At 56.0% G+C, this 24,378-nt stretch carries 20 protein-coding genes; 12 read left to right on the top strand and 8 right to left on the bottom strand.

The genetic code is table 11. The features are described from left to right. Nucleotides 1-3: 3 nt before the first annotated feature. Together J7413_RS13925 and rsmI are read right to left on the bottom strand one after the other, a co-directional pair. Nucleotides 4-375, bottom strand: coding sequence for a YraN family protein (locus J7413_RS13925; RefSeq protein WP_209099201.1), 372 nt, complete (start codon nucleotides 373-375; stop codon nucleotides 4-6). Nucleotides 376-396: 21 nt separating this feature from the next. Further along, the gene (gene rsmI, locus J7413_RS13920; protein WP_209099199.1) at nucleotides 397-1,257 is read right to left on the bottom strand and encodes a 16S rRNA (cytidine(1402)-2'-O)-methyltransferase; all 861 of its coding nucleotides are present in this window, start codon (nucleotides 1,255-1,257) and stop codon (nucleotides 397-399) included. Nucleotides 1,258-1,353: 96 nt separating this feature from the next. Here rsmI and J7413_RS13915 point away from each other — a divergent pair, with 96 nt between their 5' ends. The 4 genes from J7413_RS13915 to J7413_RS13900 all read left to right on the top strand — a co-directional run bounded on the left by J7413_RS13915 (nucleotide 1,354) and on the right by J7413_RS13900 (nucleotide 7,446). Continuing rightward, nucleotides 1,354-2,523 (top strand): penicillin-binding protein activator, encoded by a 1,170-nt coding sequence (locus J7413_RS13915; RefSeq protein ID WP_247743531.1) that lies wholly within the window; start codon nucleotides 1,354-1,356, stop codon nucleotides 2,521-2,523. Continuing rightward, nucleotides 2,483-5,293: a [protein-PII] uridylyltransferase gene (locus tag J7413_RS13910; RefSeq protein ID WP_209099197.1), complete on the top strand. Its 2,811-nt coding sequence runs from the start codon at nucleotides 2,483-2,485 to the stop codon at nucleotides 5,291-5,293. The genes J7413_RS13915 and J7413_RS13910 overlap by 41 nt, the downstream gene beginning before the upstream one ends. Continuing rightward, the gene (gene murJ, locus J7413_RS13905; protein ID WP_209099196.1) at nucleotides 5,290-6,837 is read left to right on the top strand and encodes a murein biosynthesis integral membrane protein MurJ; all 1,548 of its coding nucleotides are present in this window, start codon (nucleotides 5,290-5,292) and stop codon (nucleotides 6,835-6,837) included. The genes J7413_RS13910 and murJ overlap by 4 nt, the downstream gene beginning before the upstream one ends. 78 nt (nucleotides 6,838-6,915) lie before the next feature. Then, nucleotides 6,916-7,446: a DUF308 domain-containing protein gene (locus J7413_RS13900; protein WP_209099195.1), complete on the top strand. Its 531-nt coding sequence runs from the start codon at nucleotides 6,916-6,918 to the stop codon at nucleotides 7,444-7,446. Between the two features lie 9 nt (nucleotides 7,447-7,455). Here J7413_RS13900 and J7413_RS13895 read toward each other — a convergent pair whose 3' ends face one another. Continuing rightward, nucleotides 7,456-8,142, bottom strand: a complete 687-nt coding sequence (locus J7413_RS13895) for a rhomboid family intramembrane serine protease (protein ID WP_209099194.1) — start codon at nucleotides 8,140-8,142, stop codon at nucleotides 7,456-7,458. Between the two features lie 86 nt (nucleotides 8,143-8,228). Between J7413_RS13895 and trpS the strand changes: the two genes are divergently transcribed. Then, the gene (trpS, locus tag J7413_RS13890; protein WP_209099193.1) at nucleotides 8,229-9,266 is read left to right on the top strand and encodes a tryptophan--tRNA ligase; all 1,038 of its coding nucleotides are present in this window, start codon (nucleotides 8,229-8,231) and stop codon (nucleotides 9,264-9,266) included. 94 nt (nucleotides 9,267-9,360) lie between these two features. Here trpS and J7413_RS13885 read toward each other — a convergent pair whose 3' ends face one another. Continuing rightward, nucleotides 9,361-10,128 (bottom strand): IclR family transcriptional regulator, encoded by a 768-nt coding sequence (locus J7413_RS13885; protein WP_209099192.1) that lies wholly within the window; start codon nucleotides 10,126-10,128, stop codon nucleotides 9,361-9,363. Between the two features lie 109 nt (nucleotides 10,129-10,237). On the opposite strand from J7413_RS13885, the gene J7413_RS13880 reads away from it, so the two are divergent. From J7413_RS13880 to J7413_RS13850, 7 genes are all read left to right on the top strand, one after another. Beyond that, nucleotides 10,238-11,839 carry a GMC family oxidoreductase N-terminal domain-containing protein gene (locus tag J7413_RS13880; RefSeq protein WP_209099191.1) on the top strand — a complete coding sequence of 534 codons (1,602 nt, stop codon included), beginning with the start codon at nucleotides 10,238-10,240 and terminating at the stop codon, nucleotides 11,837-11,839. 116 nt (nucleotides 11,840-11,955) lie between these two features. Beyond that, nucleotides 11,956-13,050, top strand: coding sequence for a TRAP transporter substrate-binding protein (locus J7413_RS13875; RefSeq protein WP_209099189.1), 1,095 nt, complete (start codon nucleotides 11,956-11,958; stop codon nucleotides 13,048-13,050). An 88-nt stretch (nucleotides 13,051-13,138) separates the two neighbouring features. After that, nucleotides 13,139-15,451 carry a TRAP transporter large permease subunit gene (locus J7413_RS13870; protein WP_209099187.1) on the top strand — a complete coding sequence of 771 codons (2,313 nt, stop codon included), beginning with the start codon at nucleotides 13,139-13,141 and terminating at the stop codon, nucleotides 15,449-15,451. 29 nt (nucleotides 15,452-15,480) lie between these two features. Then, nucleotides 15,481-16,788, top strand: a complete 1,308-nt coding sequence (hisD, locus tag J7413_RS13865; RefSeq protein ID WP_209099185.1) for a histidinol dehydrogenase — start codon at nucleotides 15,481-15,483, stop codon at nucleotides 16,786-16,788. Beyond that, nucleotides 16,781-17,542: an SDR family oxidoreductase gene (locus tag J7413_RS13860; protein WP_209099183.1), complete on the top strand. Its 762-nt coding sequence runs from the start codon at nucleotides 16,781-16,783 to the stop codon at nucleotides 17,540-17,542. The genes hisD and J7413_RS13860 overlap by 8 nt, the downstream gene beginning before the upstream one ends. Continuing rightward, nucleotides 17,539-18,519, top strand: a complete 981-nt coding sequence (locus J7413_RS13855) for an alcohol dehydrogenase catalytic domain-containing protein (RefSeq protein ID WP_209099181.1) — start codon at nucleotides 17,539-17,541, stop codon at nucleotides 18,517-18,519. The genes J7413_RS13860 and J7413_RS13855 overlap by 4 nt, the downstream gene beginning before the upstream one ends. A 41-nt stretch (nucleotides 18,520-18,560) precedes the next feature. Further along, nucleotides 18,561-18,968, top strand: a complete 408-nt coding sequence (locus J7413_RS13850; protein ID WP_209099179.1) for a universal stress protein — start codon at nucleotides 18,561-18,563, stop codon at nucleotides 18,966-18,968. Between the two features lie 161 nt (nucleotides 18,969-19,129). Here the strand turns inward: J7413_RS13850 and J7413_RS13845 are convergent, their stop codons facing one another. The 4 genes from J7413_RS13845 to J7413_RS13830 all read right to left on the bottom strand — a co-directional run bounded on the left by J7413_RS13845 (nucleotide 19,130) and on the right by J7413_RS13830 (nucleotide 23,927). Beyond that, the gene (locus tag J7413_RS13845) at nucleotides 19,130-19,927 is read right to left on the bottom strand and encodes a helix-turn-helix domain-containing protein (protein WP_348538754.1); all 798 of its coding nucleotides are present in this window, start codon (nucleotides 19,925-19,927) and stop codon (nucleotides 19,130-19,132) included. 102 nt (nucleotides 19,928-20,029) lie between these two features. After that, nucleotides 20,030-20,986 carry a substrate-binding domain-containing protein gene (locus tag J7413_RS13840; RefSeq protein WP_209099174.1) on the bottom strand — a complete coding sequence of 319 codons (957 nt, stop codon included), beginning with the start codon at nucleotides 20,984-20,986 and terminating at the stop codon, nucleotides 20,030-20,032. Nucleotides 20,987-21,069: 83 nt separating this feature from the next. After that, nucleotides 21,070-22,359, bottom strand: coding sequence for an ABC transporter permease (locus tag J7413_RS13835; protein WP_209099172.1), 1,290 nt, complete (start codon nucleotides 22,357-22,359; stop codon nucleotides 21,070-21,072). 8 nt (nucleotides 22,360-22,367) lie between these two features. Further along, nucleotides 22,368-23,927 (bottom strand): sugar ABC transporter ATP-binding protein, encoded by a 1,560-nt coding sequence (locus tag J7413_RS13830; protein ID WP_209099170.1) that lies wholly within the window; start codon nucleotides 23,925-23,927, stop codon nucleotides 22,368-22,370. Nucleotides 23,928-24,378: the final 451 nt, after the last annotated feature.

Here is a 24,378-nt window from a genome sequence, read left to right as displayed (position 1 = left end):
CGTCTAACAAAGCGCATTTTCGAGGATGTGAACAGAGCCCTGATCATCCACAAGCGCGAGGTCAAATCGCATCTCTGTCAGCAACCCCTGCGGCGCGCGCCCGGCAAAATCTTCCGCGGCAAAACGTAAACGCGCAACTTGTCTTGGCAACAAGCGCGCCATTGCAGCCTCAATAGAATTGCTTTTCTTAACCTCCACAAAGACCAGCGTCTCACCATCGTGAAAAATGAGATCAATTTCGCCAGCTTTGCTGCGCCAGCGGCGCCGAGCAAGCCTCAGCCCAAGGTCAAGATAGTGGCGTTCAACGACCTCCTCCGCCGCTGCTCCTGCCAGATAGTTGTTGAGCCCGGTGTCTGCCCTGCGCTTGTCACCCATTGCACTGCCTTTCGGCTGAACTTACTCCGCCTTCTGAAGCTTCAAAGCCAATTGATACACTTTGCGCCGGTTGATGCCATAGGCTTTGGCCACCGCATCCGCGGCATCCCGCACCGACAGTGTTTCAAGCGCGTCCCTCAAGGCATCTTCTACGTCATCCTCCCTTGCCGCTTCACCGCGCTGACGATCAATCAGAACGACGATTTCCCCTTTGATCTGGCGCTCAGGCAATTCGCCAGCCAAATCCGAAAGGCTTCCCCGCAAAACTTCCTCGAACTTCTTGGTCAACTCCCGCGCAACGGCAGCTTGCCGTCCGCCGCCAAGCACCTCCGCCGCATCGGCCACCATCGCAGCGACACGTTTGGGCGATTCGTAGAAAACCAATGTACCCGGCACCTCGCGCAGCGCCTCCAATGCCGTTTGTCGCGCTTTCTTTGCATTTGGCAAAAATCCAGCAAAGAAAAACGAATCCGTCGGCAAGCCGGCAAGCGACAATGCCGTGATAATCGCACTTGGACCCGGCGCGCTTGTCACCAGATGCCCAGCCTCTGACGCTGCAACAGAAAGATGATAACCCGGATCGGCTATCAAAGGCGTGCCCGCCTCAGACGCGTAAGCGACCGAGCGCCCCGCCTCCAGATGCGCCAAAAGTTTGGCCCGAGTCCCCTCGCTAGAATGATCGTGGTATGACAGAACCGGACGCCCATTCAGCGAGACCCCGTGTATTTCCAACAGTTTTTTCATGGAACGGGTGTCTTCTGCCGCGATCACATCGGCGGAGGCCAAGATGTCTAGCGCGCGCAATGTGATGTCTCGTGCGGTGCCGATAGGTGTGGCGACAAAGTACAACCCGGGCTGCAATTTAACCGTTTGAAATTTCATGGGTAGACCCGCCTTTCCACTCGTTTATTATTCGCACCAACGCGGCCGGGGCTCAATCACGGGCGCGACCCCAACGGGAGTGGAGCTTTGCCAATTTTGTCTTTTCTTAAACCTGCCAAGCGTTTTGTAAAAGGGGCCGCGCTCAGTGCTGCGGTTCTTGCCATGGCAGCATGTGACCCGTCCAGCCTGAACACAGGCCAACGTATTTCGCCAAGTGCTCCCGTTCCTGTTGCGTTGCTTGTGCCTGCCGGTTCAAGCAACTCTGGCGATGCCCTGCTGGCACAAAGCCTCGAAAATGCTGCGAAACTCGCAATTTCAGATTTGGATGGCGTGCAGATTGACCTGCGCGTGTATGCCACTGCAGGCGATCCCGGTACGGCGCAGGCTGCGGCGATTAAAGCCGTGGATGAGGGTGCAAAAATCATCCTTGGCCCAGTCTTTGGCGAAGCGGCAAACGCTGCGGCAACCGCTGTGGCCAGCAAAAACGTGAATGTGCTGTCCTTTTCCAACAACACAACCATCGCTGGCGGCAACCTGTTCGTCCTGGGGCCAACATTTGACAACACGGCAAATCGGCTGGTCGCCTATGCTCGCGCGAATGGCAAAGATGGGATCATGTCCGTCTATGCGCAAAACAGCGCTGGTGAACTTGGCAACACCGCGATCAACAACGCAATTGCAGCGCAAGGTGCGCGCGCTGCGGGGTCTGTCAGCTACGAATTCTCGCAACAGGGCGTGGTCGCTGCGGTCAACGTGATCAAACAGACTGCTGAGCAGAATCTCGCAGATGCTGTGTTCCTGACATCCAACACCTCAGGTGCGCTGCCACTTCTGACACAGCTGATGCCAGAAGCTGGGCTTGGGCCTGACACCACACAGTTCATGGGCCTCACGCGTTGGGACATCCCGGCGCAAACTCTTGAACTGCCAGGCGTGCAAGGTGGCTGGTTCGCCATGCCCGATCCTGCTTTGACAGATCAGTTCCAAAGCCGGTATGCGCAAAGCTATGGCGGACTGCCACACCCGATTGGTGGCTTGGCATATGATGGCATCGCGGCCATTGGTGCCCTTGTGAAAGCAGGTAATGCCGATGCGCTTACCTCTTCGGCACTGACGCAAGGGGCTGGTTTTCAAGGCGTAAATGGCATTTTCCGCCTACGAAATGATGGAACAAACGAGCGCGGTCTGGCTGTTGCCACGATCCGTGACAAGAAGGTGGTGATCATTGACCCTGCCCCAACAACTTTTGCAGGCGCTGGCCTCTAACGCCCACAATCTCTTTCCAGCCCCGCCGAAAGCGGGGCTGATTTGTGCCCCAGACGACATCTTCCACTGCGCTGAAGTTGAGGAAGAATTGCGTGCAATCCTCTCCCAGGAGGGCAAGGAAACACAGCTCCGCAAAGAGCTGGTAACCCTGTTGATGGCCCGCCGGAAAACGGCCATGGCCCAGATCGCCGCGTCCTTTCGCGAACGCCCACATGCGGCGCGCGCGATGACACGATCATACTCTTGGTTGACGGATTGCCTGATCGCAGCTGCATTTCACGCGGCCACCCTGCGCTTTCATCCCCTGTCAAACCCAACAGAGGCAGAGCGCCTCTCGCTGTTTGCGGTTGGCGGCTATGGCCGGGGAGAAATGGCGCCCCAATCAGATGTCGATCTTCTGTTCCTGACCCCCTACAAAATAACCCCTTGGGCTGAGAGCGTGATTGAATCCATGCTCTACATTCTCTGGGATCTGCGCCTCAAAGTGGGACACAGCTCTCGTACGGTGAAGGACTGCCTGCGTTTGGGACGCGAAGACTTCACCATTCGTACTGCACTCCTGGAAAATCGTTTCCTGCGCGGTTTTGAACCGCTCGCCGCCGAACTCAAAACACGCCTAGAAGAAGACCTGTTTCAAGGTACAGAACGCGAATTTATCGAAGCAAAACTCGATGAACGAGACGCGCGACATGTCAAACAGGGCCAACGCTATGTGGTCGAACCCAATGTGAAAGAGGGCAAGGGCGGGCTGCGCGATCTGCAAACGCTTTTTTGGATTGGCAAATATGTCTACCACATCTCTGACGTCTCCGAACTTGTCGCCAAGGAAGTCCTTCGAGAAGACGAGCTGAGCCGGTTTATTGCGGCTGAGGACTTTCTCTGGGCCGTACGGGGCCACCTGCACCTGATCGCCGGACGTCCGAGTGAGCAACTCACTTTCGATATGCAAGTCGAAGTTGCAGACAACATGGGCTACAGCGACAAAGGAGGGCGGCGCGCAGTTGAGCATTTTATGCAGGATTATTTCCGGCACACCACTTCCGTTGGCGATCTCACGCGCATCCTGCTCACGAAACTTGAGGCGATTCACGCCAAGGCCGAACCACTTCTAGAGCGCATTTTCCGGCGTCGTCCGCGCGTGAAAGCGGGCTACACCGTCACGCACAACCGCCTTGATGTTCCCGATGAAGCGGCATTTTTGGCCGACCCTCTCAATCTATTGCGCTTTTTTGAAGAGGCATTGCGCACGGGCATGCTGATCCATCCAGATGCAATGCGCCTGGTAACTGCCAACCTCCATCTGATTGATGAAACAGTGCGCGCGGACAAAGAGGCACAGCGCATTTTTCTTGGCCTGCTGCTCAAACATGGCAATCCAGAGCGCGCCCTACGCCGCATGAATGAGCTTGGCGTTTTGTCGGCATTTATCCCGGAGTTTGAGCCCATCGTCGCGATGATGCAGTTCAATATGTATCACGCCTATACTGTGGATGAACACACCATTCAGGTGATCTCAAATTTTGCGGAAATTGAGCGCGAAGAACTGCAATCTGAGCTTCCCCTCAGCTCCGAAATTCTGAAAAACGGCATAAATCGCAAGGTGATGATGGTTGCGATGCTCCTGCATGATATCGGCAAAGGCAGGGATATCGACCATTCGGTGCTCGGCGCTCAAATCGCGCGCAAAGTGGCCCCGGCACTGGGCCTCAACAAAACCGAAAGCGAAACCGTCGAATGGTTGGTTCGCTATCACTTGCTAATGTCCGATATGGCGCAGAAACGCGACATTGCTGACCCACGCACTGTGCGCGACTTTGCCAAAGCGGTGAAAACCGTAGACCGTTTGAACCTCCTCACGGTTCTGACGGTTTGCGATATTCGCGGCGTGGGGCCCGATACGTGGAACAACTGGAAAGCGGTCCTGATCCGCGCGCTCTATGGGCAGACCAAACTCGTCCTTGAAAACGGGATGGAGGCAATCACACGCGAAAACCGCGGCGCGCAAGCGAAAAAACTGTTGCGCAAGGAACTTGCCGACTGGTCCCCCAAAGACCTCAAGAAAGAGACGGGCCGCCACTATGAGCCCTACTGGCAAGGCTTGCACATCACAGCACACAAAGTGTTTGCAGCCCTGCTCCGCGATATCCCAGATGACGAGGTCCGTATCGACCTGCATCCGGATGACGATCGCGACGCCACCCGGGTCTGCTTCGCGATGGCGGACCATCCCGGGATCTTTTCCCGTATGTGTGGAGCATTGGCGCTTGTCGGCGCCAACATCGTGGATGCGCGCACATTTACGTCAAAAGATGGCTACGCCACGGCGGCTTTCTGGATCCAGGATGCGGAAGACAAGCCCTATGAAGCCGCGCGCCTGCCCCGCCTACGCCAGATGATAGAAAAAACTCTGGCTGGGGAAGTGGTTACAACAGAAGCGATAAAATCCCGTGACGTGATCAAAAAGCGCGAACGGGCTTTCAATGTTCCCACAACCATCACCTTTGATAACGAAGGCTCAGAGATCTACACCATCATCGAGGTGGACACCCGCGATCGCGCGGGCCTGTTGTTTGATCTCACGCGGACACTTGCCAATTCAAACGTGTATATCGCCTCCGCCGTGATTGCGACCTTTGGTGAACAGGTGGTGGACACGTTTTATGTAAAAGACATGTTCGGCCTGAAATTTCACGCAGACAACAAACAAAAGGCACTTGAGAAAAAACTACGCGACGCGATCAAAATTGGCGCAGAAAGGGCCAACGCATGACGCCGATCCGCCTGATGCGCGGCTTTATGACTGTTGGGTTTTGGACCTTGGCGAGCCGCATCCTCGGTTTTGCGCGCGAAATCCTGTTGTTGGGACTGATCGGTCCTGGGCCCGTTATGGATGCCTTTGTCGCCGCGTTCCGCCTCCCCAATATGTTTCGTCGTTTCTTCGCCGAAGGCGCATTCAACGCCGCGTTTGTGCCGATGTTTTCCAAACGATACGAAGGCAAAGAAGATCCGGAAGGCTTTGCAAGTGATGCGTTAAGTCTGCTGGCAGCAGCAGTGCTTGGCCTCACCGCGCTTGGTATGATTTTCATGCCCGCACTCGTTTGGCTCACGGCAGAGGGTTTCGTGGGTGATGCGCGTTTCGACCTCACTGTCAGCTATGGGCGTATTGTTTTCCCCTATATCCTGTGCATGTCGCTAGCCGCGCTGTTTTCCGGTGTTCTGAATGCCACCGGGCGGTTCGCCGCCGCCGCCGCTGCGCCAACCTTGCTCAACATTCTGATCATTCCAGCGTTGCTGATCGGACATTGGATCGGTGGTGAAGTTATTTTGTGGCTGATTTGGACAATCCCGGTTGCCGGAATTCTGCAGCTTGCGCTGGTCTGGACGGCAACCCGCAAGGCGGGCCTGAAAATTCGACTTAAACGCCCCCGCTACACCTCAGAGATGTCTGAAATGGTGCGTATTGCTGTGCCTGCGGCTCTGGCAAGCGGCGTCGTTCAAATCAACCTGATGGTCGGTCAAATTGTGGCCTCAGACACCACAGGCGCCCTGGGATGGCTCTACGCCGCTGATCGCCTCTATCAGCTGCCGCTTGGTGTGATTGGCATCGCGGTCGGCATCGTTTTGCTGCCGGATCTTTCCCGCCGCCTTAAAGCCAACGACGATGAAGGTGCGCGCTATGCCTTTTCGCGTGCGGGTGAATTTTCCATGTTCCTGACGATCCCCTGCGCAGTGGCATTTTTGGTGATCCCACTGCCATTGGTTTCGGTGCTGTTTGAACGTGGTGCAACGGGCGCAGACGACAGCGCAGCCATCGCCGTCGCACTTGCGATCTATGCCGTTGGCCTTCCAGCCTTTGTGCTCCAGAAGTTGCTTCAACCACTCTTCTTCGCACGCGAAGACACAAAACGCCCATTTCGATACGCAGTTTGGGCCATGGTGATCAATGCTGTTTTGGCTGTTGGTCTTTCCCCCTATCTTTCATGGCTCGCTCCTGCGATTGCAACAACCGTCGCCGCATGGGTCATGGTGTTTCAGCTTGCTTTTGGCGCACGTATTTTCGGAGACGTCGCGCGCTTTGACGACAGATTGAGGCGCCGTCTTTGGCGCATATGTGTTGCAGCCACTGTCATGGGCGGCGCGCTCTGGTGGCTTTCGGTGATCTTCACACCCTGGCTTGGCACAGGGGGGTGGCGTTACCTCGCTCTCGGCCTTCTTGTCGTGCTCAGCGGTTCGATCTACGCTTTGGTTGGCCGAGTGATCGGCGCTTTTGACATGCAGGACCTTCGAAGCGCGGCAAAGCGCGGCAAAGGCTGATGCTTTAAAGATAAACGGTTGCTTACGCCCGCGCACTCGCCCTTAGATGGATCCATAGATTTATGTATGGAGTGGGAAATGAAAAATTCTGTCCTATTGATGAGTGTTGGCGTATTGGCCATCGTACTGGGCATCGTTGCGCTGGTGTATCCGTTTGCAGCCTCAATCACAGCCACCTTGTTCGTGGCCTGGAGTTTTGTGATCATGGGGTTGCTACAGGTCTTCGCCGCATTCAGAGCAGAGACAACTGGCGCGAAAATTGTGGGGATCCTTTTGGGCCTCATCGCCACAGTGATTGGTGTTCATATCATCGGTGAGCCGCTCAAAGGCCTACTATCGCTTACACTTATCGCCGGGATCCTGTTTCTTGTCTCAGGTGCGTTCAAGTTGGGCTTTGGTCTTTTGAATTTCCAAGGCAGCGCCCGCTTGGCCCTCGTGCTCTCAGGCGTGATCTCAATCGCCCTCGGCTTAATGGTTTTGAACAATTTTCCGCAGTCCGCCACGGTTTTGCTAGGTGTGCTTCTCGCCATTGAACTTTTGTCCAACGGCGTCAGCGCATTCGCATTGGGGCTCGCTGTACGCAAAATCGACAGCGAAAACCCCGCTTAGAATGCACCTCTACTGGCGGCGGATTTTTTCCACGATGCGCTGCCAGCCACCCGGTGTGAGGACAAAAGATATGGCAAACCCTGTGCCAAATCCAATCACATCCGCGACCCAATCTGGCGCTCCGCCAAAGATGAGGCCAAAGATCAGCTGAATCCCCACAAGCATCCCAATGAGCGAAAACGCGCGTGCCTGTGGCGCGCCAACTTCGCCGAGCCGGATCCACATCAAAAAGGTAAATGCGCCAATCAGGCCATAGACCCCGGGATAGCTCCCGAGCAGCGGGATCTCGCTGTCCAAAACCACAGCATAGCCAAAGGCCCCAATCACACCGGACAACAGGAAAATCGCGAGTGTCGCCCAACCAGAAAACACTTCGCCAACCATTTTGCCCATCGCCAGAAGCAAAACACCGCCAAACAGCGCGTGTGTGAAATTTCCGTGCACAAACAAATAGCTCACAAATCGAACAACATGTTCCATCGGCCAATTGCCAGTGGTCACCATCCAGTCATAAATTTCTGCAGAAAATGCATAGCGTTGAATGGTTTCAAGCCGCCAACCCACTGCGGTAGGTCCGCCCAGTATCCCCTTGGAGCCGAGCCACAACACGGCCTCCACCCCTGCTAAAATCAGGAACAATGCCGTCACAACAGGCGGCAATGGGTTGATGGGGCTTTGATCGTCGGGATGTGACATGCCTGTACTCCTTGCCCGTCCTTCTTGACGGGGTTTGACCCCGTAGGTAAGCCAAGCGCGTTAACAAATCCAGACGGAGTATTCCTATGAACGAGGCGGTCCAAACGTCCTCCACCTTTACCCCACGCGTCTTTTCCGGGATTCAACCCTCGGGCGGCCTGACGCTGGGCAATTATCTTGGCGCGATGAAGCGCTTTGTCGACATGCAAGAGGCTGGCCCCCATGAAACCGTGTTCTGCATGGTTGACCTGCATGCCATCACCGTCTGGCAAGACCCTGCCAAACTGCAACGCGCCACACGTGAACTCTGCGCCGGTTTCATTGCCGCAGGCATCGATCCCAAGAAATCGATCCTTTTTAACCAGTCAGCGGTGGCCGAACACACCCAATTGGCCTGGATCTTTAACTGCGTCGCGCGCATGGGCTGGATGCAGCGCATGACTCAATGGAAAGACAAGGCTGGCAAAAATCAGCAAAATGCTTCTCTGGGCCTGTTGGCCTACCCTGCTCTCATGGCAGCAGACATTCTGGTCTATCACGCCACTCATGTGCCTGTGGGAGAAGATCAGAAACAGCACCTCGAACTCACCCGCGATGTGGCGATCAAATTCAACCACGACTACGATGTGGATTTCTTCCCTGTCACTGAGCCAGTGATCGAAGGCGCGGCAACCCGCGTGATGTCATTGCGTGATGGCTCAAAGAAGATGTCCAAATCTGACCCTTCTGATGCCTCCCGCATCAACATGACGGATGATGCGGACACCATCGCCAAGAAAATTCGCAAGGCGAAAACCGACCCTGAGGGCCTGCCTTCTGAAGCCAAAGGTCTGGAAGACCGCCCCGAAGCGCGTAATTTGGTCAACATATACGCCGGTCTGTCTGAACAATCTGTCGAACAGGTGCTCGCGGATGTGGGTGGCAAACAATTCTCTGAATTCAAGCCAATGCTGTCAGAACTGGCGGTTGAGAAGCTTGCGCCAATCTCCACCGAAATGGCACGGTTGATGCAGGATCAAGCAGAAATCGACAAAATCCTTGCCCTCGGCGCAGGTCAAGCGCGCGAAATTGCGGCACCGATTTTGAAGAAAACCTATGAGATTGTTGGCATGGTCGGCGCCTGATCTCAGCACCAAATGAAACCGTACAAAGCCCTGCACAAACGTGCGGGGCTTTTCTTTTTGCGCGTTGTAAACGTCTGAGATGTCCCTGAAACGCCTAGTGCTCGCTAAAAAGCGCGACACTCAGTCGCTTGGCTGCTGTGTGCAAAACATCGACTTGCTTCACAGCCTCAGCGAGCACCACACGTTGCGTCGGCCCATGATAGGCAAGCGCGGCAACAAAGCGACCGGCCGGATCTTTCACAGGAACGGCCATCGCCACCATACCCTCTAAAAACTCCTCTTCATCAAAGGCATACCCACGACTTGCAATCAGCTCCAATTCGTCAAGAAGGGTATCTTGCGAGGTATGTGTCGCCGGTGTCATCCGCTGCAAAGTAAGCGATGCAACACATTTTCTGCGTGCCGCCGGCGCAAGGCTGGCAAGAAAGCTTTTCCCGCTTGCCGTGCAGTGAAACGGCACATGCGTGCCAATTGGCAGCTGAATACGAAACGCCCAATCCGTCTCGACACGATCCAAATAACTCATGCCCGCATCTTCCGGCACAACGTAATTCACGGTCTCGCCAATCTGATCTGCCACATCCAAGAGGATCTGGCGTCGTGCGATGTGGTCACGCGAATTGTACAGCAATCCAGCCCCCAGCTCTCGCAACCGTCGCGCCACTTGAAACCGCCGCGAATTGCCTTGCCGCGTCAAAAATCCAGTCTGCTCCAGCGTTGCGCACAACCGATGCACTGTCTGTTTTGGCAAGCCCAGCGCTGTATTGATCTCCGTCGCGCTCATAGCCCGGTCGCTGCGTCCCAGCACTTCCAAGATCATCAACGTGCGTAAATTGGTCGGTATGCGATCAGTCTCGGCCATCTTTCCCTTAGGTAAGAAAGGTTCTTGATTTGTCTGTGAATCATTGTAGCGTCAATAATTGAGCAAAAAACAAGACAAAAAGTCTCATTTTTTGATCATTGGAGGCAATTTGGAGTTTGATTACGTCGTTGTAGGGGCCGGCTCGGCTGGATGCGCTCTCGCCAATCGGCTTTCAGCTGATGGGCGGCATACCGTTGCCTTGATCGAAGCCGGGCCACGCGACACCAATCCTTGGATCCACATTCCCGTCGGGTATTTTCGCACCATGGGCAATCCCCGAACCGACTGGTGCTATCACACGTCCCCGGATCCCGGCATCGCAGGTCGCGGCATTCCTTGGCCACGCGGGCGTGTGCTGGGGGGCTCAAGCTCCATCAATGGATTGCTCTATGTGCGCGGTCAGCCGCAAGATTATGATGGCTGGGCGCAAATGGGGTGCACAGGCTGGTCATGGGAGGACGTCCTGCCCTATTTCCAGCGCTCAGAACGGTGGGAAGGACCAGATCATTCCGGGTTGCGTGGCACGTCAGGTCCGCTTTCGGTGCAAAACTCGCGCCTCACACGTGACGTGGTCGATCGTTGGATCGATGCCGCCGAGGCCGCAGGCTACCAGCGAAACCCAGACTACAACGGAGCCGATCAAGAAGGAGTTGGGTATTTTCAACTTACAATGCGCGGCGGGCGGCGGTGTTCCTCGGCGGTGGCCTACCTCGGCCCGGCACGCCACCGACACAACCTTGAGATTGTCACAAACGCCCAGACAGAGAAAGTTCTCCTCGCCAATGGTCGTGCGACCGGCATACGCGTGCGCATTAATGGCAAACCAACAACCATAACCGCGCTGGGTGAAGTTATCTTAAGCGCTGGCGCAATCGGCTCGCCACATATCCTCATGCTTTCTGGGATCGGCGATCCTGAGACCTTGAAACCGCACGGCGTACAGATCCAAACCGCGCTGCCAGGCGTCGGCAAAAACCTGCAAGACCATCTGCAAGCCCGCCCTGTTTTCAAAACCCGCCTCAGCACCATAAATGTGGAGACCAGCAATATTTTCAAGCAGACCGCTATTGCGCTGCAGTATGCGGCAACCCAGCGCGGCCCCATGACAATGGCGGCGAGCCTTGGCACCGGTTTTTTAAAAACTGCGGCGCATCTGGAAACACCTGACATCCAATTTCACATCCAGCCCTTTAGTGCGGACAGTCCGGCAGAAGGCCCCCATAAATTCTCTGCTTTCACGGCGTCCGTCCTGCAACTGCGCCCGGAAAGTGCGGGCCATTTGGAGCTGACGTCGGCCAATATGGACGACCATCCAGCCATCCATCCCAATTATCTGGCCACCGATACAGATTGCCAAACCATCGTCAAAGGCATTCAGATCGCACGCAAAATTGCACAAACTGAACCGCTTAAATCGCACATCATCGAAGAACATGCACCGGGACGCGACATCGCCTACGATGATGAAGCTGGCACGCTGGAATGGGCGCGCAAAACGGCAGTGACCATCTATCACCCCACAGGCACCTGTAAAATGGGCAACGATCCTCTTGCCGTTGTGGACGCCCGTCTGCGCGTACGCGGCATCGACAGACTGCGCGTGGCCGACGCCTCCATCATGCCCCGTATCGTCAGCGGCAACACAAACGCCCCCGCCATTATGATCGGCGAAAAGGCCAGCGACCTCATCTTAGAGGACGCCACCCCATGACAGAGTTTTCAAAAGAGGAAGGGCAACATGCCAACAAAGACACCGCCAGGTTAAAGCCTTCGGCCTTGGTGAGACAAAAACAAGTCCAGGAGGCATACATCTAGGGAGGAACTAAAATGCTGAATTTGAAATCCGTTGCGGTGGGCGTTGCGACCTTCGCCCTGACCGCATCAGCGGCGTTTGCAGAAACGGTGATCCGGGTACAATCCGTGATCCCGGCACAGGCAGACGAAGTGACAATGCTAAATGAGTTTGCCGCAGATGTGGCCGCTCTGACAAATGGATCTGTGAAGATCGAAGTTCTGCCCGCAGGGGCAGTTGTGGGTGTGCGTGAAACGCTTGATGCCGTTGACAGCGGCCTGATCGAGGGGGGCTTTGCCTGGACCCACTATTGGGGCGGCAAGCACCCTGCAGCCAACCTCTTTGGGGCTCCAATCGCGGGCGCAGGTGTTGGACTGGACAACATCGCATTCATGTCTTGGTTTCAATATGGCGGCGGTAAAGAGCTCTATGACCGCCTCTGGGACGAAATGGGAGTTAACGTCAAAGGCTTCATGCTGCAACCGGTTGGCCCTGAAGCGCTTGGGTGGTTCCCAGAACCGATTGCCTCCATGGACGACTTCCGCAAGCTGCGCTTCCGCGCGCCCCCCGGCATGGTAGGGAAAGCTTACAGCGATATCGGCGTGGCGGCAGTTGCCATGGGCGGCGGAGACATCTTGCCCGCGCTTGAGAAAGGCACAATTGACGCGGCTGAATGGTGCTGCCCCAAGCCGGACTCCGTCTTTGGTTTTCAAAAAGTGCTGAAACACTACTACCTGCAGGGTCTGCATCAGGTGGTTGTGAACGCAGACCTCTACATCAATGGCGATGTCTATGAGGGTCTCACAGATACAGAGAAAAAAGCCCTGGAAGTAGCGGCCAATGCCTCCCTGTCAAAGGCAATGTCCTACCGTATTTTTGAGAACGGCAAGGCGCTCAAGGATCTGACAGAGAACCACGGCGTGCAACTGCATGATACCCCAACGGACTACTTCAGCGAATACATGACCGCGGCGCAGGCGTCCCTTGAGGCAGCGGCGGCTGAAAATGAATTTTTCGCCGAAGTCTGGCAGTCCCAAAAAGACTTTGCCGAAATCGCAGTTCCGTTCTGGGCAGGGGCACAGACTTCAAACGCAAACCTCGGAAAAGCGTTTGCTGACAGCCTGAAATAAACCTGCGTTACACCTTGGTCTGCCGCAAGCTGCTTGGGGCAGACCCACACAGATAAAACACAAATACTTTTCAACGGGGACGTGCCAGATGGCCGAAGAGGTGACACCAGACGAGCTCGACATCACCGATGAGCTGATCGCTGAAAGGCGCACAGAACAACCAGGTGAGACGCCAGACGACATGACGCCGTGGCAGCGGCCAATCACTGCGGCAATCGATATCCTGAACATGTGGGCGGGACGGCTGATCTGCCTTCTGATGCTGCCACTGATCCTCGCGATCGTGTTTGAAGTGGTCTCACGCAATATGTTTGCGATCCTCACCCAAAACGGCATGCACAGTGTCGCAACCGCTTGGGGGCTTGGCCCGACGCTGTGGGTCTATGACATCAGCCGCATGATTGGCGGCGTACTTTTCATGGCCGCTGCAGGCTACGCGCTGTTGCGCGGGGTGCATATACGCGCCGACTTTCTCTACCGCACCTGGTCCCCCAAGACGCAGGCCACAGTCGATGCGACGCTCTACATGGCCTTCTACCTGCCCGCGATGCTGTTTTTTACATGGGTTTCAACAGAATACTGGCTGAAGGCTTTTCTGGTAAATGAAACAGCCGCAGACAGCACATGGGCCCCGATCTTATGGCCAGCACGTCTTGCCATGCCAGTCGGCGCCGCGCTGCTGTTTCTGCAAGGTTTCCCTGAACTCTTCCGCGCCTTCCATCAGATGGGAAAAGAGCGTGAACGGATCTTCCTGCGCATCTTGCCGTTTTATGCCATTGTTCTCACGGTCGTCACCGTGGGGGTGTTCTTCCCCGATGTACTGCCGCTTGGGGATGTCTGGGAAAGCATTTTTGGCAGCGGGCCGGGCATCGACAAACCCACCATCGGCCTCATCATGCTCGCCGTGATGCTGTTTGCCATCTTTGTGGGCTTCCCAATTTCCTTCACCCTGATCTTCCTTGGTTTTGTCTTCGGCACATGGGGCGCGAATTTCAAACTCGCCACGTTCCTGATGACACTGCAAACCAATTCGGTGATGCTCTCTGATCAACTGGTCGCGGTACCCCTCTTCATTTTCATGGGCATCGTGATGGAACAGGCCGGCCTGATGGAGCGGCTCTTCCAAGCGGTGCAGATGATGATGAGCCGCACCCGCGGCGCCCTCTTCATCGCCGTGCTGTTTGTTTCTACCATCTTCGCCGCCGCAACCGGCATTGTGGGCGCATCGGTCACGATCCTCGGCATTATGGCCGCCCGTACGATGAACAAATCCGGCTATGATGTGCGCCTCGCCGCAGGCACCATCACAGCAGGCGGCACATTGGGCATTCTGATCCCGCCCTCCATCATGCTGATTGTGATGGGACCTGTGCTCGAAGTGCCAGTAACCGACCTCTTCCGCGCCGCCATCATCCCCGGCATCATGCTCGCTGGACTGTACCTACTTTATTCGCTGGGCCGCTGTTGGCTGAACCCGGATCTCGGCCCAATCCTACCGCCAGAAGAACAGCCTGAAACATCTCCATACTACCTGCTCGAAGTCATTCTGGTGATGGCCTCGTTGGTTTTCTTGATCTGGCTTATCACCCGTGGCCTTGTAGAGGGCTTTGGCTTTCCGCTCGGCGCGTTGGTGGTGCCCTGCGCGTGGATTGGAGTGATGTTTGCCGTCTACGGCTGGCTCAACAAAACCCGACCGGGAGGGTTTTACTTTTCTGAACTTTGGTATGAATTCTTCATGGGGCTTGTGCCACCCACGGTGCTGATTGCCTTCGCACTCGGATCCATTCTCGCGGGCTGGGCTACACCGGCTGAAGCTTCTGCCTGCGGCGCGTTCGGCGCGATTGTACTGTCGGTACTGTACCGCAAATTCACGATCCCCGGTCTCTATGAGGCCCTTCTGAAGAGCTTGGAAATCACAGTGCTCATCATGTTTTTGGTGGCCGCCTCAAATTTCTTTGGCGCCGTCTTCTCCAACCTTGGGACGCCAAAGATGTTGACCGAGCTTCTCTTGTCGCTCGACATGAGCCCTGTGCTCATCCTCATGTTGATTATGGCCCTGATCTTCCTGCTGGGGTGGCCTCTGGAATGGGTGCCCATCGTGCTGATCATTGTGCCCATCCTGATCCCCACAGTCACTTCGCTTGATCTGGGCTTTGAAAACACCAATGACCTGCTTGTCTGGTTCGCGATCTTGGTCGCGGTAAACCTGCAAACAGCCTGGCTCAGCCCGCCTGTGGCGCTCTCTGCCTATTTCTTGAAAGGCGTCGTGCCGGAATGGGACCTGCGCGACATCTATTTCGGCATGATGCAGTTCATGGTGATCCAATTGATCGGCCTCACCCTGATCTTCCTCTTCCCCCAAATCGCTCTCTGGCTGCCCAATTTCATCTACGGCCAATAACCCTGCTTGCGCAACAAAGGACCTCGCCCATGGCCAGAACCTATCTGAAGAAAGCAACGCTGACCCCAAAATCTGATGCCTCGGATGTGCACGAAACGGTAAAGACAATCCTCAATGACATCGAAACGGGTGGCGATGCAAAGGCGCTGGAATATGCGGCCAGATTTGACAAATACGATGGCCCAACCCTGATGACACAGGCTGACATTGATCACGCATCAGAACTGGTGCCTGACAAACTTAAGGACGACATTCTGTTTGCCTATGACAATGTGCGCCGCTTTGCCGAAATGCAGAAGGGCACGGTAAAAAGCTTTGAAACCGAATTGATCCCGGGTTTTATCACCGGCCAAAAAGCGATCCCGGTGGATGCGGCTGGCTGCTACGTCCCCGGCGGGCGCTACAGCCACATTGCCAGCGCGATCATGACCGTCACCACCGCCAAAGTCGCAGGCTGTCGCCACATCACCGCCTGCTCCCCTCCACAGCCCGGCGTGGGTGTGGCTCCTGCCATTGCCTATGCCGCTCATATCTGCGGTGCGGATCGTATTCTAGCGATGGGCGGCGTTCAGGGGGTTGCTGCCATGACCTTTGGCCTCTTTGGTCTGCCCAAAGCCAATATCCTCGTCGGCCCCGGCAACCAGTTCGTGGCTGAGGCCAAACGCATCCTCTTTGGCCGCGTGGGCATCGACATGATCGCCGGTCCGACAGACAGCCTGATCCTCGCAGATGGCACCGCCGATCCCCACATCGTCGCAACCGATCTCGTCAGTCAGGCAGAGCATGGCTACAACTCGCCAGTCTGGCTCGTCACCGATGATCGCGCCTTGGCCGAAGAGGTGCTGACCCGCGTCCCCGATCTGATCGCCACCCTGCCAGAGGTGAACCGCGACAATGCCTCCGCCGCCTGGCGTGACTATGCGGAGGTCATCCTCTGCGCCAACCGCGAAGACATGGCCGCGACTTCCGATGAATACGCCCCAGAGCACCTGACAGTGCAAACTGCAGATCCTGATTGGTGGCTTGACCGCCTCACCTGCTATGGCTCACTGTTTCTAGGCGAAGAAACCACTGTCTCTTACGGCGACAAAGCCGCCGGCACCAATCATGTGTTGCCCACCTCTCGCGCCGCCAGCTACACAGGCGGGCTGTCTGTGCACAAATACATGAAAATCGTGACATGGCAGCGGGCAACGCGCGAAGGATCAAAACCTGTTGCAGAGGCCACCGCGCGCATCTCACGCCTTGAAGGCATGGAAGGACACGCCCGCGCCGCCGACGCGCGCCTCGCAAAATACTTCCCAGGCGAAAACTTCGATCTTTCCGCCAATGGATGATCCCCGTGCGCTTTTTGATCTGACAGGCAAAACGGCCTGTGTCACGGGCGCCAGTTCCGGCCTTGGACGCCGCGCGGCCTTTGCCCTCGCTGCCGCTGGCGCAAATGTCATTGCCGTCGCCCGTCGCAAACCAGAACTCCTCTCACTGACCGAAGAGCTTGGCGAAAAGTCAGCTTTTGTTGCGTTTGATGTGACAAACCGCGAAGGGCTGCCAAATCTCAGAAATGCGGTCTCCGCGCCCTTCGGCACACCCGATATCCTCATCCATGCAGCAGGCATCAACACGCGGCAATCCGCAGATGAGGTCACCGCTGACGGCTGGGACAAGACCCTCGCCCTAAATCTATCGGCGCCCTTCTTTGTCAGCCAAGCCTTTGCGCCCGCCATGAAATCCAAAGGATGGGGGCGGATTGTCAATTTTGCCTCATTGCAAACAACGCGCGCCTTCCCGGGCGGAATTGCCTATGGAGCCACAAAGGCCGGAATTGCACAGCTGACCCGCGCGATGGCAGAAGCGTGGTCCTCTGATGGCATCAACGTAAACGCAATTGGCCCAGGCTTCTTTCCGACAGAGCTCACCCAACCCGTCTTTGAAGATCCAGACCGCGCTGCTCGCAATGCCGCCCAAACCTGCATTGGACGTAATGGACAGATGACAGACATCGACGGCCCCCTGTTGTTTCTTTGCTCTCACGCCTCGGCCTACGTGACAGGTCAGCTCCTTATGGTCGACGGAGGATATACCGCCAAATGAAAGCCCTCATCTACGACGCCCCCAAAACGCTTCGCTTTCAAGACGTCCCCATGCCCGCCATGCAGGAACGCGACACACTGATACGGGTGGAGGCCGTTGGCATCTGTGGCTCAGACATGCACGCCTTCTTGGGTCATGACAGCCGTCGCCCTGCCCCCTTGATCCTCGGTCATGAGGCAGCAGGCATCGTCGAAGAAGGCCCAGAGAAGGGCCGCCGTGTGACACTCAACCCACTGGTGACTTGCCGAAATTGCGCGGCCTGTCATTCCGGGCGCGAGAACCTTTGCCCCCAAAGACAGATCATTTCCATGCCACCACGCGAAGGTGCCTTCGCACAATTTGTCGCGCTGCCTCCTGAAAACCTGGTCACTGTCCCGGATGCAGTCCCGCTTAGCAAAGCTGCCTTGGCAGAGCCGCTGGCGGTGGGATGGCACGCTGCACGATTGGGGCTTGAAGCCCTGCATCCAGCCATGGAACCGCGCGCATTGGTCATCGGAGGAGGTGCCATTGGGCTTGCCAGCTACCTCAGCCTGCGTGCCCAAGGGCTGCCAATGGTCGACATCGTTGAGCCAAATTCAGCCCGCGCCAAGTTCCTCAGCGACCATTGTGCCGCGCAGATCCTGCCGAAACCGGAACGCGCTGCGCCGCTCATCATCGACGCTGTCGGTATCGCGGCCACACGCGCTGCGGCATCGTCGCACGTTGAACCCGGAGGCGTGGTCGCTCATATCGGCCTCGGCGAAGACTTGGGCGGTTTGGACATTCGACGCATGACGCTTCAGGAAGTGACCTTTATTGGAACTTACACCTATACCTCCCAGGATTTTCAGGACACCGCACAGGCACTTTTTGCCGGAGCTCTGGGATCCTTGGAGTGGTTCGAAGAACGTACGCTCGAAACGGGTGTGCGCACATTTGAAGAGCTGCACGCAGGCACAGTGGCCGCGCCCAAAGTCATACTTACCCCTTGGCGTTAAGCCCGAGCTGAACACCGAGAGGCCGCAAACAGGAGATGGCAATGTACGATAAAATTCTCGTGCCCATGGCACTCAATCACGACATTTCACCCGAAACACTTGCAGCTGCCAAGGCGCTCTGTAAACCCAGCGGCGAGATCATCGCTCTGCATGTCTACGAATCCCCACACAGCATGGCAAAAGCCGCTCTCGGTGAAAAATTGCTGCAGCAGGGCTTTGAAACTGCCAAGGACCTATTGCGGGAAAAAACCGCCTCCCATCCGGAGGTCAAACCGGTGATCGTCACCGGTCACAGCTATCGCACGATTGTGGAATACGCAGCAGACAATGACATCGGTTGCATTGTAATGGCGTCACATAAACCAGATTTGTCTGACTATCTGCTCGGCTCTACTGCCGCGCGGGTGGTGCGCCACGCATCCTGTTCGGTGCTTGTGTACCGCGCGTAACCACTGTGACCGATCGCGCGGCTGGCGTAGTCTCAGCCCACATGGCGGGAGCAAGGATAAGTGCTTTGGAGTAAAAACTGGGCTTAGATTTGGGACACTATGAGATGCTGTGGGGTCGGTTAATCACACAACACACCCCATAAAAAGACCCAATCTGGGTCTTAGATGACTTCCTCAAAGACAGCCAAAAGAACCAGTTTCGCGCGAATGGCTTCTGTGGTCTCTTTCAATGCGGCAACCACCGCACCAATTTCATTTGGGCGATCGCCACTCCGGATCATAGGCACGCTTAACGCGCCAACCACTTTTGTGCGACCTTTGGTCCAAAGCGGCGCGGAAACCTCCACAATACCAGCATTCTCAGCATGGGAGAGAACACAGACATCCATACGCGCGCAATCCTCTACATCCTGATCAAAAGGCGCATACGCACCTGCCGCGACAAACTCATCCATCGTGGCGAGTTTTTGCAGGCGGGCATCTGCATCCGGCAAGCCCGCTAGGAAACACGCCCCAGCAGAAGACCCAAACACCGGCGCTTGCACCCCCTCGCTCAATGCAAGACTGTAAGAACCAGCCGCACTCGCAGCCGCACCAACCCGCATTTTGCTGTCTTCAATGACCCATAAGTGATTGGATTGCTCAATTTTCTGGGAAAGCTGCGCCATCAAAGGGCGCGCAATATCAATCATCTGACCAGTCGGGTTTCGGACACCGCCAAGCTCACCCAGCTTTGGTGTCAGAAAAAACACATCCCCTTCGCCCCGGCGAATGTAGCCGCGCTCTTCAAGCACCACCATCATCCGAAAAATCTCGTTCTTTGAACGGCCAATGCCTTTGGCGATGTCTGCATGTGTCAGCGCGACACCGGGTCTCAGCGACAAAAGCTCCAAAATGTCCAACCCCTTCTCCAGGGCCGGTGCTGAGTATTTTTGCAGTCTGCTGATTGGCTCGGTCACGGCGGTCGCTAAGCTCAGGAATTTAAAGCAAGTTGCGCAGGAGCCATAAGCTCCTGCGCAGACTTTGTCGACCCTTGGGGGAGGTCAAGGGCCGCACGGGGATCACTTCAAGCCATTACGCTTAAGGATATCGTCGGCGTTTTCAGCGGTGACCGCTTCTGTGCCCATCACAACCGACTTCTCGACCTTTTCACCACCAAGATAGGCCAGCGCCTGACGCAACCCTTCAGCGCCTGGAGTCGGGTACAGGAATGTTGCCGCCAGCTCGCCATTGGCCACCCAAGTGACACCTTCACCCGGCAATGCATCTACGCCGATAAACAGAATGTCATCTGCGCGCCCTGCATCTTTGGCCGCCAGATAGGCGCCATAGGCCATCGGGTCATTGTGACCATACACCATGGAGATATCTTCATAGTTGCGCAGCGCGGTCGACATGATGTCGTAAGCCGTGTCCTGCTTCCAGTCGCCCGACTGCTGGTCAAGCAGGAATTTCACACCGGCTTCACCCTCAAACGCTTCATGGAAACCATTTGCGCGGTCGTGCGCCGCTTGCGTGCCAAGCCCACCCCAGATTTCGACGATGGTGCCGGACGCGCTGCCTTCACCACCAAGTTTGTCCAGTGCAAATTGACCCGCCGCGCGGCCGATCAGTTCATTGTCGCCACCGACCCACTGCACAAACTTATCCGTGTCCACGTTGCGGTCGAGCACAAATACAGGAATGCCCGCATCTGTGGCCTGTTCCACAACACCGGTCAGACCCGCGGATTCTTTTGGCGAGATCAGGATCGCATCCACTTCCTGACGGATGAAGTTTTCTACATCCGCAACCTGCTTCTCGGTGCGATCATTCGCATCCGCAATCAACAACTCCACATTATCATGCAGCGCCGCTTCCGCCCGCAGGTCCTTGTTGAACTGAACACGCCATGGTTCAACCGTTGTCACCTGTGAAAAGCCAATGACATAGTTGTCCGCCGCCAACAGCGCTGTCGCGCTGGTTGTAACTGCGAGCGCCGCAACGCATAGGCTCTTGCCGAAAGTTCTTCTTTGCATAATCTTCTCCCTTGTCATGGTTCAGCCAGTAGGCTGTTTGGCAAATGCCCTGATCTCCGGTCCTCCAAACTGCGAGGTCAGGGCTATTTCTCTCCACGGATCTTGCGTTTCACCGCAGAGAGGAATTCTTCAATCCGGCCTTCCTGCAACAGGACGGCGGCAATAATAATCACACCTTTCAGGATCAGCTGGGTGTTGCTGTCGATGTTGTTGAGCTGCAAAATATTGCTGAGGAAGCCAAAGATCAGCACACCCACAAAGGTGCCCAAGATCGCGCCACGTCCCCCCATCAAGCTGGTGCCACCGATCACCACAGCCGCAATCGCATCGAGTTCCAGCCCAAGGCCTGCATCCGGCTTGCCCTGACGGAATTGAGCAACATAAAGAATGCCCGCCAGCGCCGACAGCCCGCCCGCAATCGCATAGGTCACAATCGTATTGCGCTTAACATTGATCCCGGCCAGACGCGCGGCCTCCGCATTGCCGCCAATCGCCAGCAGATAGCTGCCAAAGGTGGTGAAACGCGTCAGCACAAAGAAGATTGCGAGAATTGCGAGGAAGAATAGCCCCGGCACCGGCACCACGCCCCACAGCAGGCTGCGCAGCACATCAAATTCCTGCACCGCATTACTTCCGGTGTAGACTGGATAGACCGCGGTATCCTGTCCAGCAATCACCCGCGCCAGACCCAGCGCCCCCACCATCATTGCGAGTGTCACGATGAAAGGCTGCAAGCGGCCATAAACGATCAGCGCGCCATTGAGTGTGCCCATGACGATGCCAACGCAAGGTACGGCAATCAGAACCCCCATCACGCCGAACTTGTCATCAACCTGCAAGCCAAGCCACAACATCGCTGCCAGCGCCACCACCAGACCAATCGCCATTGAGGGCAACCTTGAGGGCACGCTCGGCTGATCTTTTGTACTTGCCACACGCATCTGCGACTGCACAAAAAAGATCAGCGCTGCAACCACAACAAACAAAATCACGCCGGTCGCAGGTACAGAAAACATGCTCGCAGCCGTCCAACCCGACTGGGTCAGCAGCATTGCACAGATCACGGTGCCAAGCGCCATTATCGACCCCACCGAGAGATCAATCCCAGCAATGAAAATCACCAGCGTCATGCCAACGGCGACAATACCTGTCACGGAAACCTGTCGTAGAATATCCGTCAGGTTGCCAAGCGACAGAAAGATATTGTTGCCTTTGGACGAGAGTGGCGAGGTCAACGCGCCAAACACGATCAGCGCCACAAGGCCCCAGTAAAGTTTTGTCTTGTCCAAAAGCTGTAGCAGCCAGTTTCGATCGGCCTTTTGCTCGACACTGGGCTTGGAAGTTGCAGGGGGACGGGCGTCTGTCATACTCATGTCTCGGCTCACGCTTGGTCAAATTGCATAGAAAGGTCTTTGATCGCGTCCACGGACATCTCGTCCCGCGTCAGCTCTCCAGCGACATGCCCGTCACAGAGCACGATCATGCGGTCACAAACCGCCATGAATTCAGATATTTCAGAGCTCGCAAACAATACTGAAATACCTTGATCTGCCAGTTGCCCAATCAGATCGTAAATCTCATCTTTCGCACCGATATCGATCCCGCGCGTTGGCTCATCCAAAAGCAGAATACTCGGCGATGTGGCCAACCATTTGCCAAGCACAACCTTTTGCTGGTTGCCCCCGCTCAAACTTCCCACAACGTGCTCCACACCGGTCGCCGCCACACGCAGTCGCGCAATCGCATCTTCGGCCTCCACGTCCCGCTGGGTTTTTGACAACAGACCAAAGCGGGACTTCAGCGGCAGCAAAGGCAAGATCACATTGTCCGCGATGGAGCGATCCAGCAAAAGCCCGTTGCCTTTGCGGTCCTCGGTGATCAACGCCAAACCATGACGTACGGCATCAGACGGGGTTGCCAGCCGCACGCTTTCGCCATGCACAAGGATCTCCCCGGCAAAGCTGTCGCCGCGCGCGCCAAAAATCGTCTCAAGCAATTCGGTGCGACCAGCGCCAAGCAGGCCGCCAATGCCAAGAACTTCACCACGCCGCAGATCGAAGGACACCGCGTCCAGAACCTGACGACCACCCGCCTCTGCACTCAGATTTCGCACCGACAAAACCGTCTCTGACGCGGCAGGCGTCTCGCGGATCACCGGTTTGATTTCAACAGACCGCCCCACCATCATCTGGACCAGATCTTCAGGTGTCGTATCCGCCGCCAGCGTAGTACCGATCATGTCGCCGTCGCGCAAAACCGTGACCCGGTCAGAGATTTCAAAAACCTCATCCATACGGTGAGAGATGTAGACAATCGCCACACCCTGCTGCGCCAGATCGCGCACCACCTCCATCAGGATATCCGCTTCGGCCTGTGAAAGCGCACTGGTCGGCTCATCCATAATCAAAAGCCGCGCATCCATCAGCAAGGCCCGCGCAATCTCCACCAGTTGCTGTTCGCCAACCCGCAGGTCTTTCACCAGCGTGTCCACTTCCAGAGAGAAGCCAAACTTCTTCAGCGCCTTTTGGGCCGTTGCACGCAGCTTGCGGCTGTCCACCATGACACCGCCAATCATCGGCTCTTGGCCCAGCATGACATTCTGCGCGACTGTCATCTCCGGGATCAGGCTCAACTCCTGATGCATGATCACGATGCCACTCTCGTTGGCCTCAGCAGGCGAGTTGAACTGCACCTCCTGCCCATCAATTTCAATGGTCCCAAAGCTCGGCCCCTGCACGCCACTGATGATCTTCACCAGTGTGCTTTTGCCTGCGCCATTTTCGCCCATCAGTGTGTGGATCTCACCACCTGAAATCTGAAGGCTCACATCACGCAGCACGCTCACCCCGGAAAATGATTTTCCAATCCCGTGAAGCTGCATTGTGATCTTGCTGTTCTGCGCTAGGAAATCCTCCTGCGCCAGCGTGGATGCTGGAATCATCCTCCTCCTCCCAAAGGCTGACGTTTCATATATAAATCCACTTCATATCTGAAGTGTCAACGGATTTTTAGAAAAAATGGCGTGGCAAGGGCAGATATTCAGCGCTTTGTTTGGCGGTTTCAAAATTGAAAATTTTTCTAGATAAATCGCATTTGAATCATAGGCTTAAAGATGCGCCTTCAAGTAGATTGTCGCGCCTTCTGCGCGGTGAGATCCAACATGCGGCATGTCAGGCATGTGGTTCTTCATTCAGGGGGTGCAGGGATCATATCGCGGCTGCGACACCCCAGACTGATCAGCGGGACAAACCCCGACACTGCACTCATCTCTGAACTGGTGAGGCCCGCCAGATTGGCGGGCCTTGTTTTTTTAGTCGTAGAGGACGGCCTGGATTTTTGGGTCGTCGATGTTTGAGGCGTCATAGTAGTAGAAGCCTGTGTCGATGAGGTCT

The organism is Shimia sp. R10_1 (genome assembly GCF_017744095.1).
In the GTDB taxonomy this organism is placed as follows: domain Bacteria; phylum Pseudomonadota; class Alphaproteobacteria; order Rhodobacterales; family Rhodobacteraceae; genus Shimia.
This window is presented reverse-complemented; position numbering and strand designations above follow the sequence as displayed.

Excerpts from the sequence above, each read along its gene's own strand:
- J7413_RS13840 (WP_209099174.1), bottom strand. The coding sequence starts at position 20,986 with ATGCAAAGAAGAACTTTCGGCAAGAGCCTATGCGTTGCGGCGCTCGCA.
- J7413_RS13925 (WP_209099201.1), bottom strand. The coding sequence starts at position 375 with ATGGGTGACAAGCGCAGGGCAGACACCGGGCTCAACAACTATCTGGCA.
- J7413_RS13850 (WP_209099179.1), top strand. The coding sequence starts at position 18,561 with ATGTACGATAAAATTCTCGTGCCCATGGCACTCAATCACGACATTTCA.
- J7413_RS13835 (WP_209099172.1), bottom strand. The coding sequence starts at position 22,359 with ATGAGTATGACAGACGCCCGTCCCCCTGCAACTTCCAAGCCCAGTGTC.
- J7413_RS13885 (WP_209099192.1), bottom strand. The coding sequence starts at position 10,128 with ATGGCCGAGACTGATCGCATACCGACCAATTTACGCACGTTGATGATC.
- J7413_RS13855 (WP_209099181.1), top strand. The coding sequence starts at position 17,539 with ATGAAAGCCCTCATCTACGACGCCCCCAAAACGCTTCGCTTTCAAGAC.
- J7413_RS13860 (WP_209099183.1), top strand. The coding sequence starts at position 16,781 with ATGGATGATCCCCGTGCGCTTTTTGATCTGACAGGCAAAACGGCCTGT.
- J7413_RS13900 (WP_209099195.1), top strand. The coding sequence starts at position 6,916 with ATGAAAAATTCTGTCCTATTGATGAGTGTTGGCGTATTGGCCATCGTA.
- trpS (WP_209099193.1), top strand. The coding sequence starts at position 8,229 with ATGAACGAGGCGGTCCAAACGTCCTCCACCTTTACCCCACGCGTCTTT.
- J7413_RS13830 (WP_209099170.1), bottom strand. The coding sequence starts at position 23,927 with ATGATTCCAGCATCCACGCTGGCGCAGGAGGATTTCCTAGCGCAGAAC.
- rsmI (WP_209099199.1), bottom strand. The coding sequence starts at position 1,257 with ATGAAATTTCAAACGGTTAAATTGCAGCCCGGGTTGTACTTTGTCGCC.
- J7413_RS13870 (WP_209099187.1), top strand. The coding sequence starts at position 13,139 with ATGGCCGAAGAGGTGACACCAGACGAGCTCGACATCACCGATGAGCTG.
- J7413_RS13875 (WP_209099189.1), top strand. The coding sequence starts at position 11,956 with ATGCTGAATTTGAAATCCGTTGCGGTGGGCGTTGCGACCTTCGCCCTG.
- hisD (WP_209099185.1), top strand. The coding sequence starts at position 15,481 with ATGGCCAGAACCTATCTGAAGAAAGCAACGCTGACCCCAAAATCTGAT.
- murJ (WP_209099196.1), top strand. The coding sequence starts at position 5,290 with ATGACGCCGATCCGCCTGATGCGCGGCTTTATGACTGTTGGGTTTTGG.
- J7413_RS13895 (WP_209099194.1), bottom strand. The coding sequence starts at position 8,142 with ATGTCACATCCCGACGATCAAAGCCCCATCAACCCATTGCCGCCTGTT.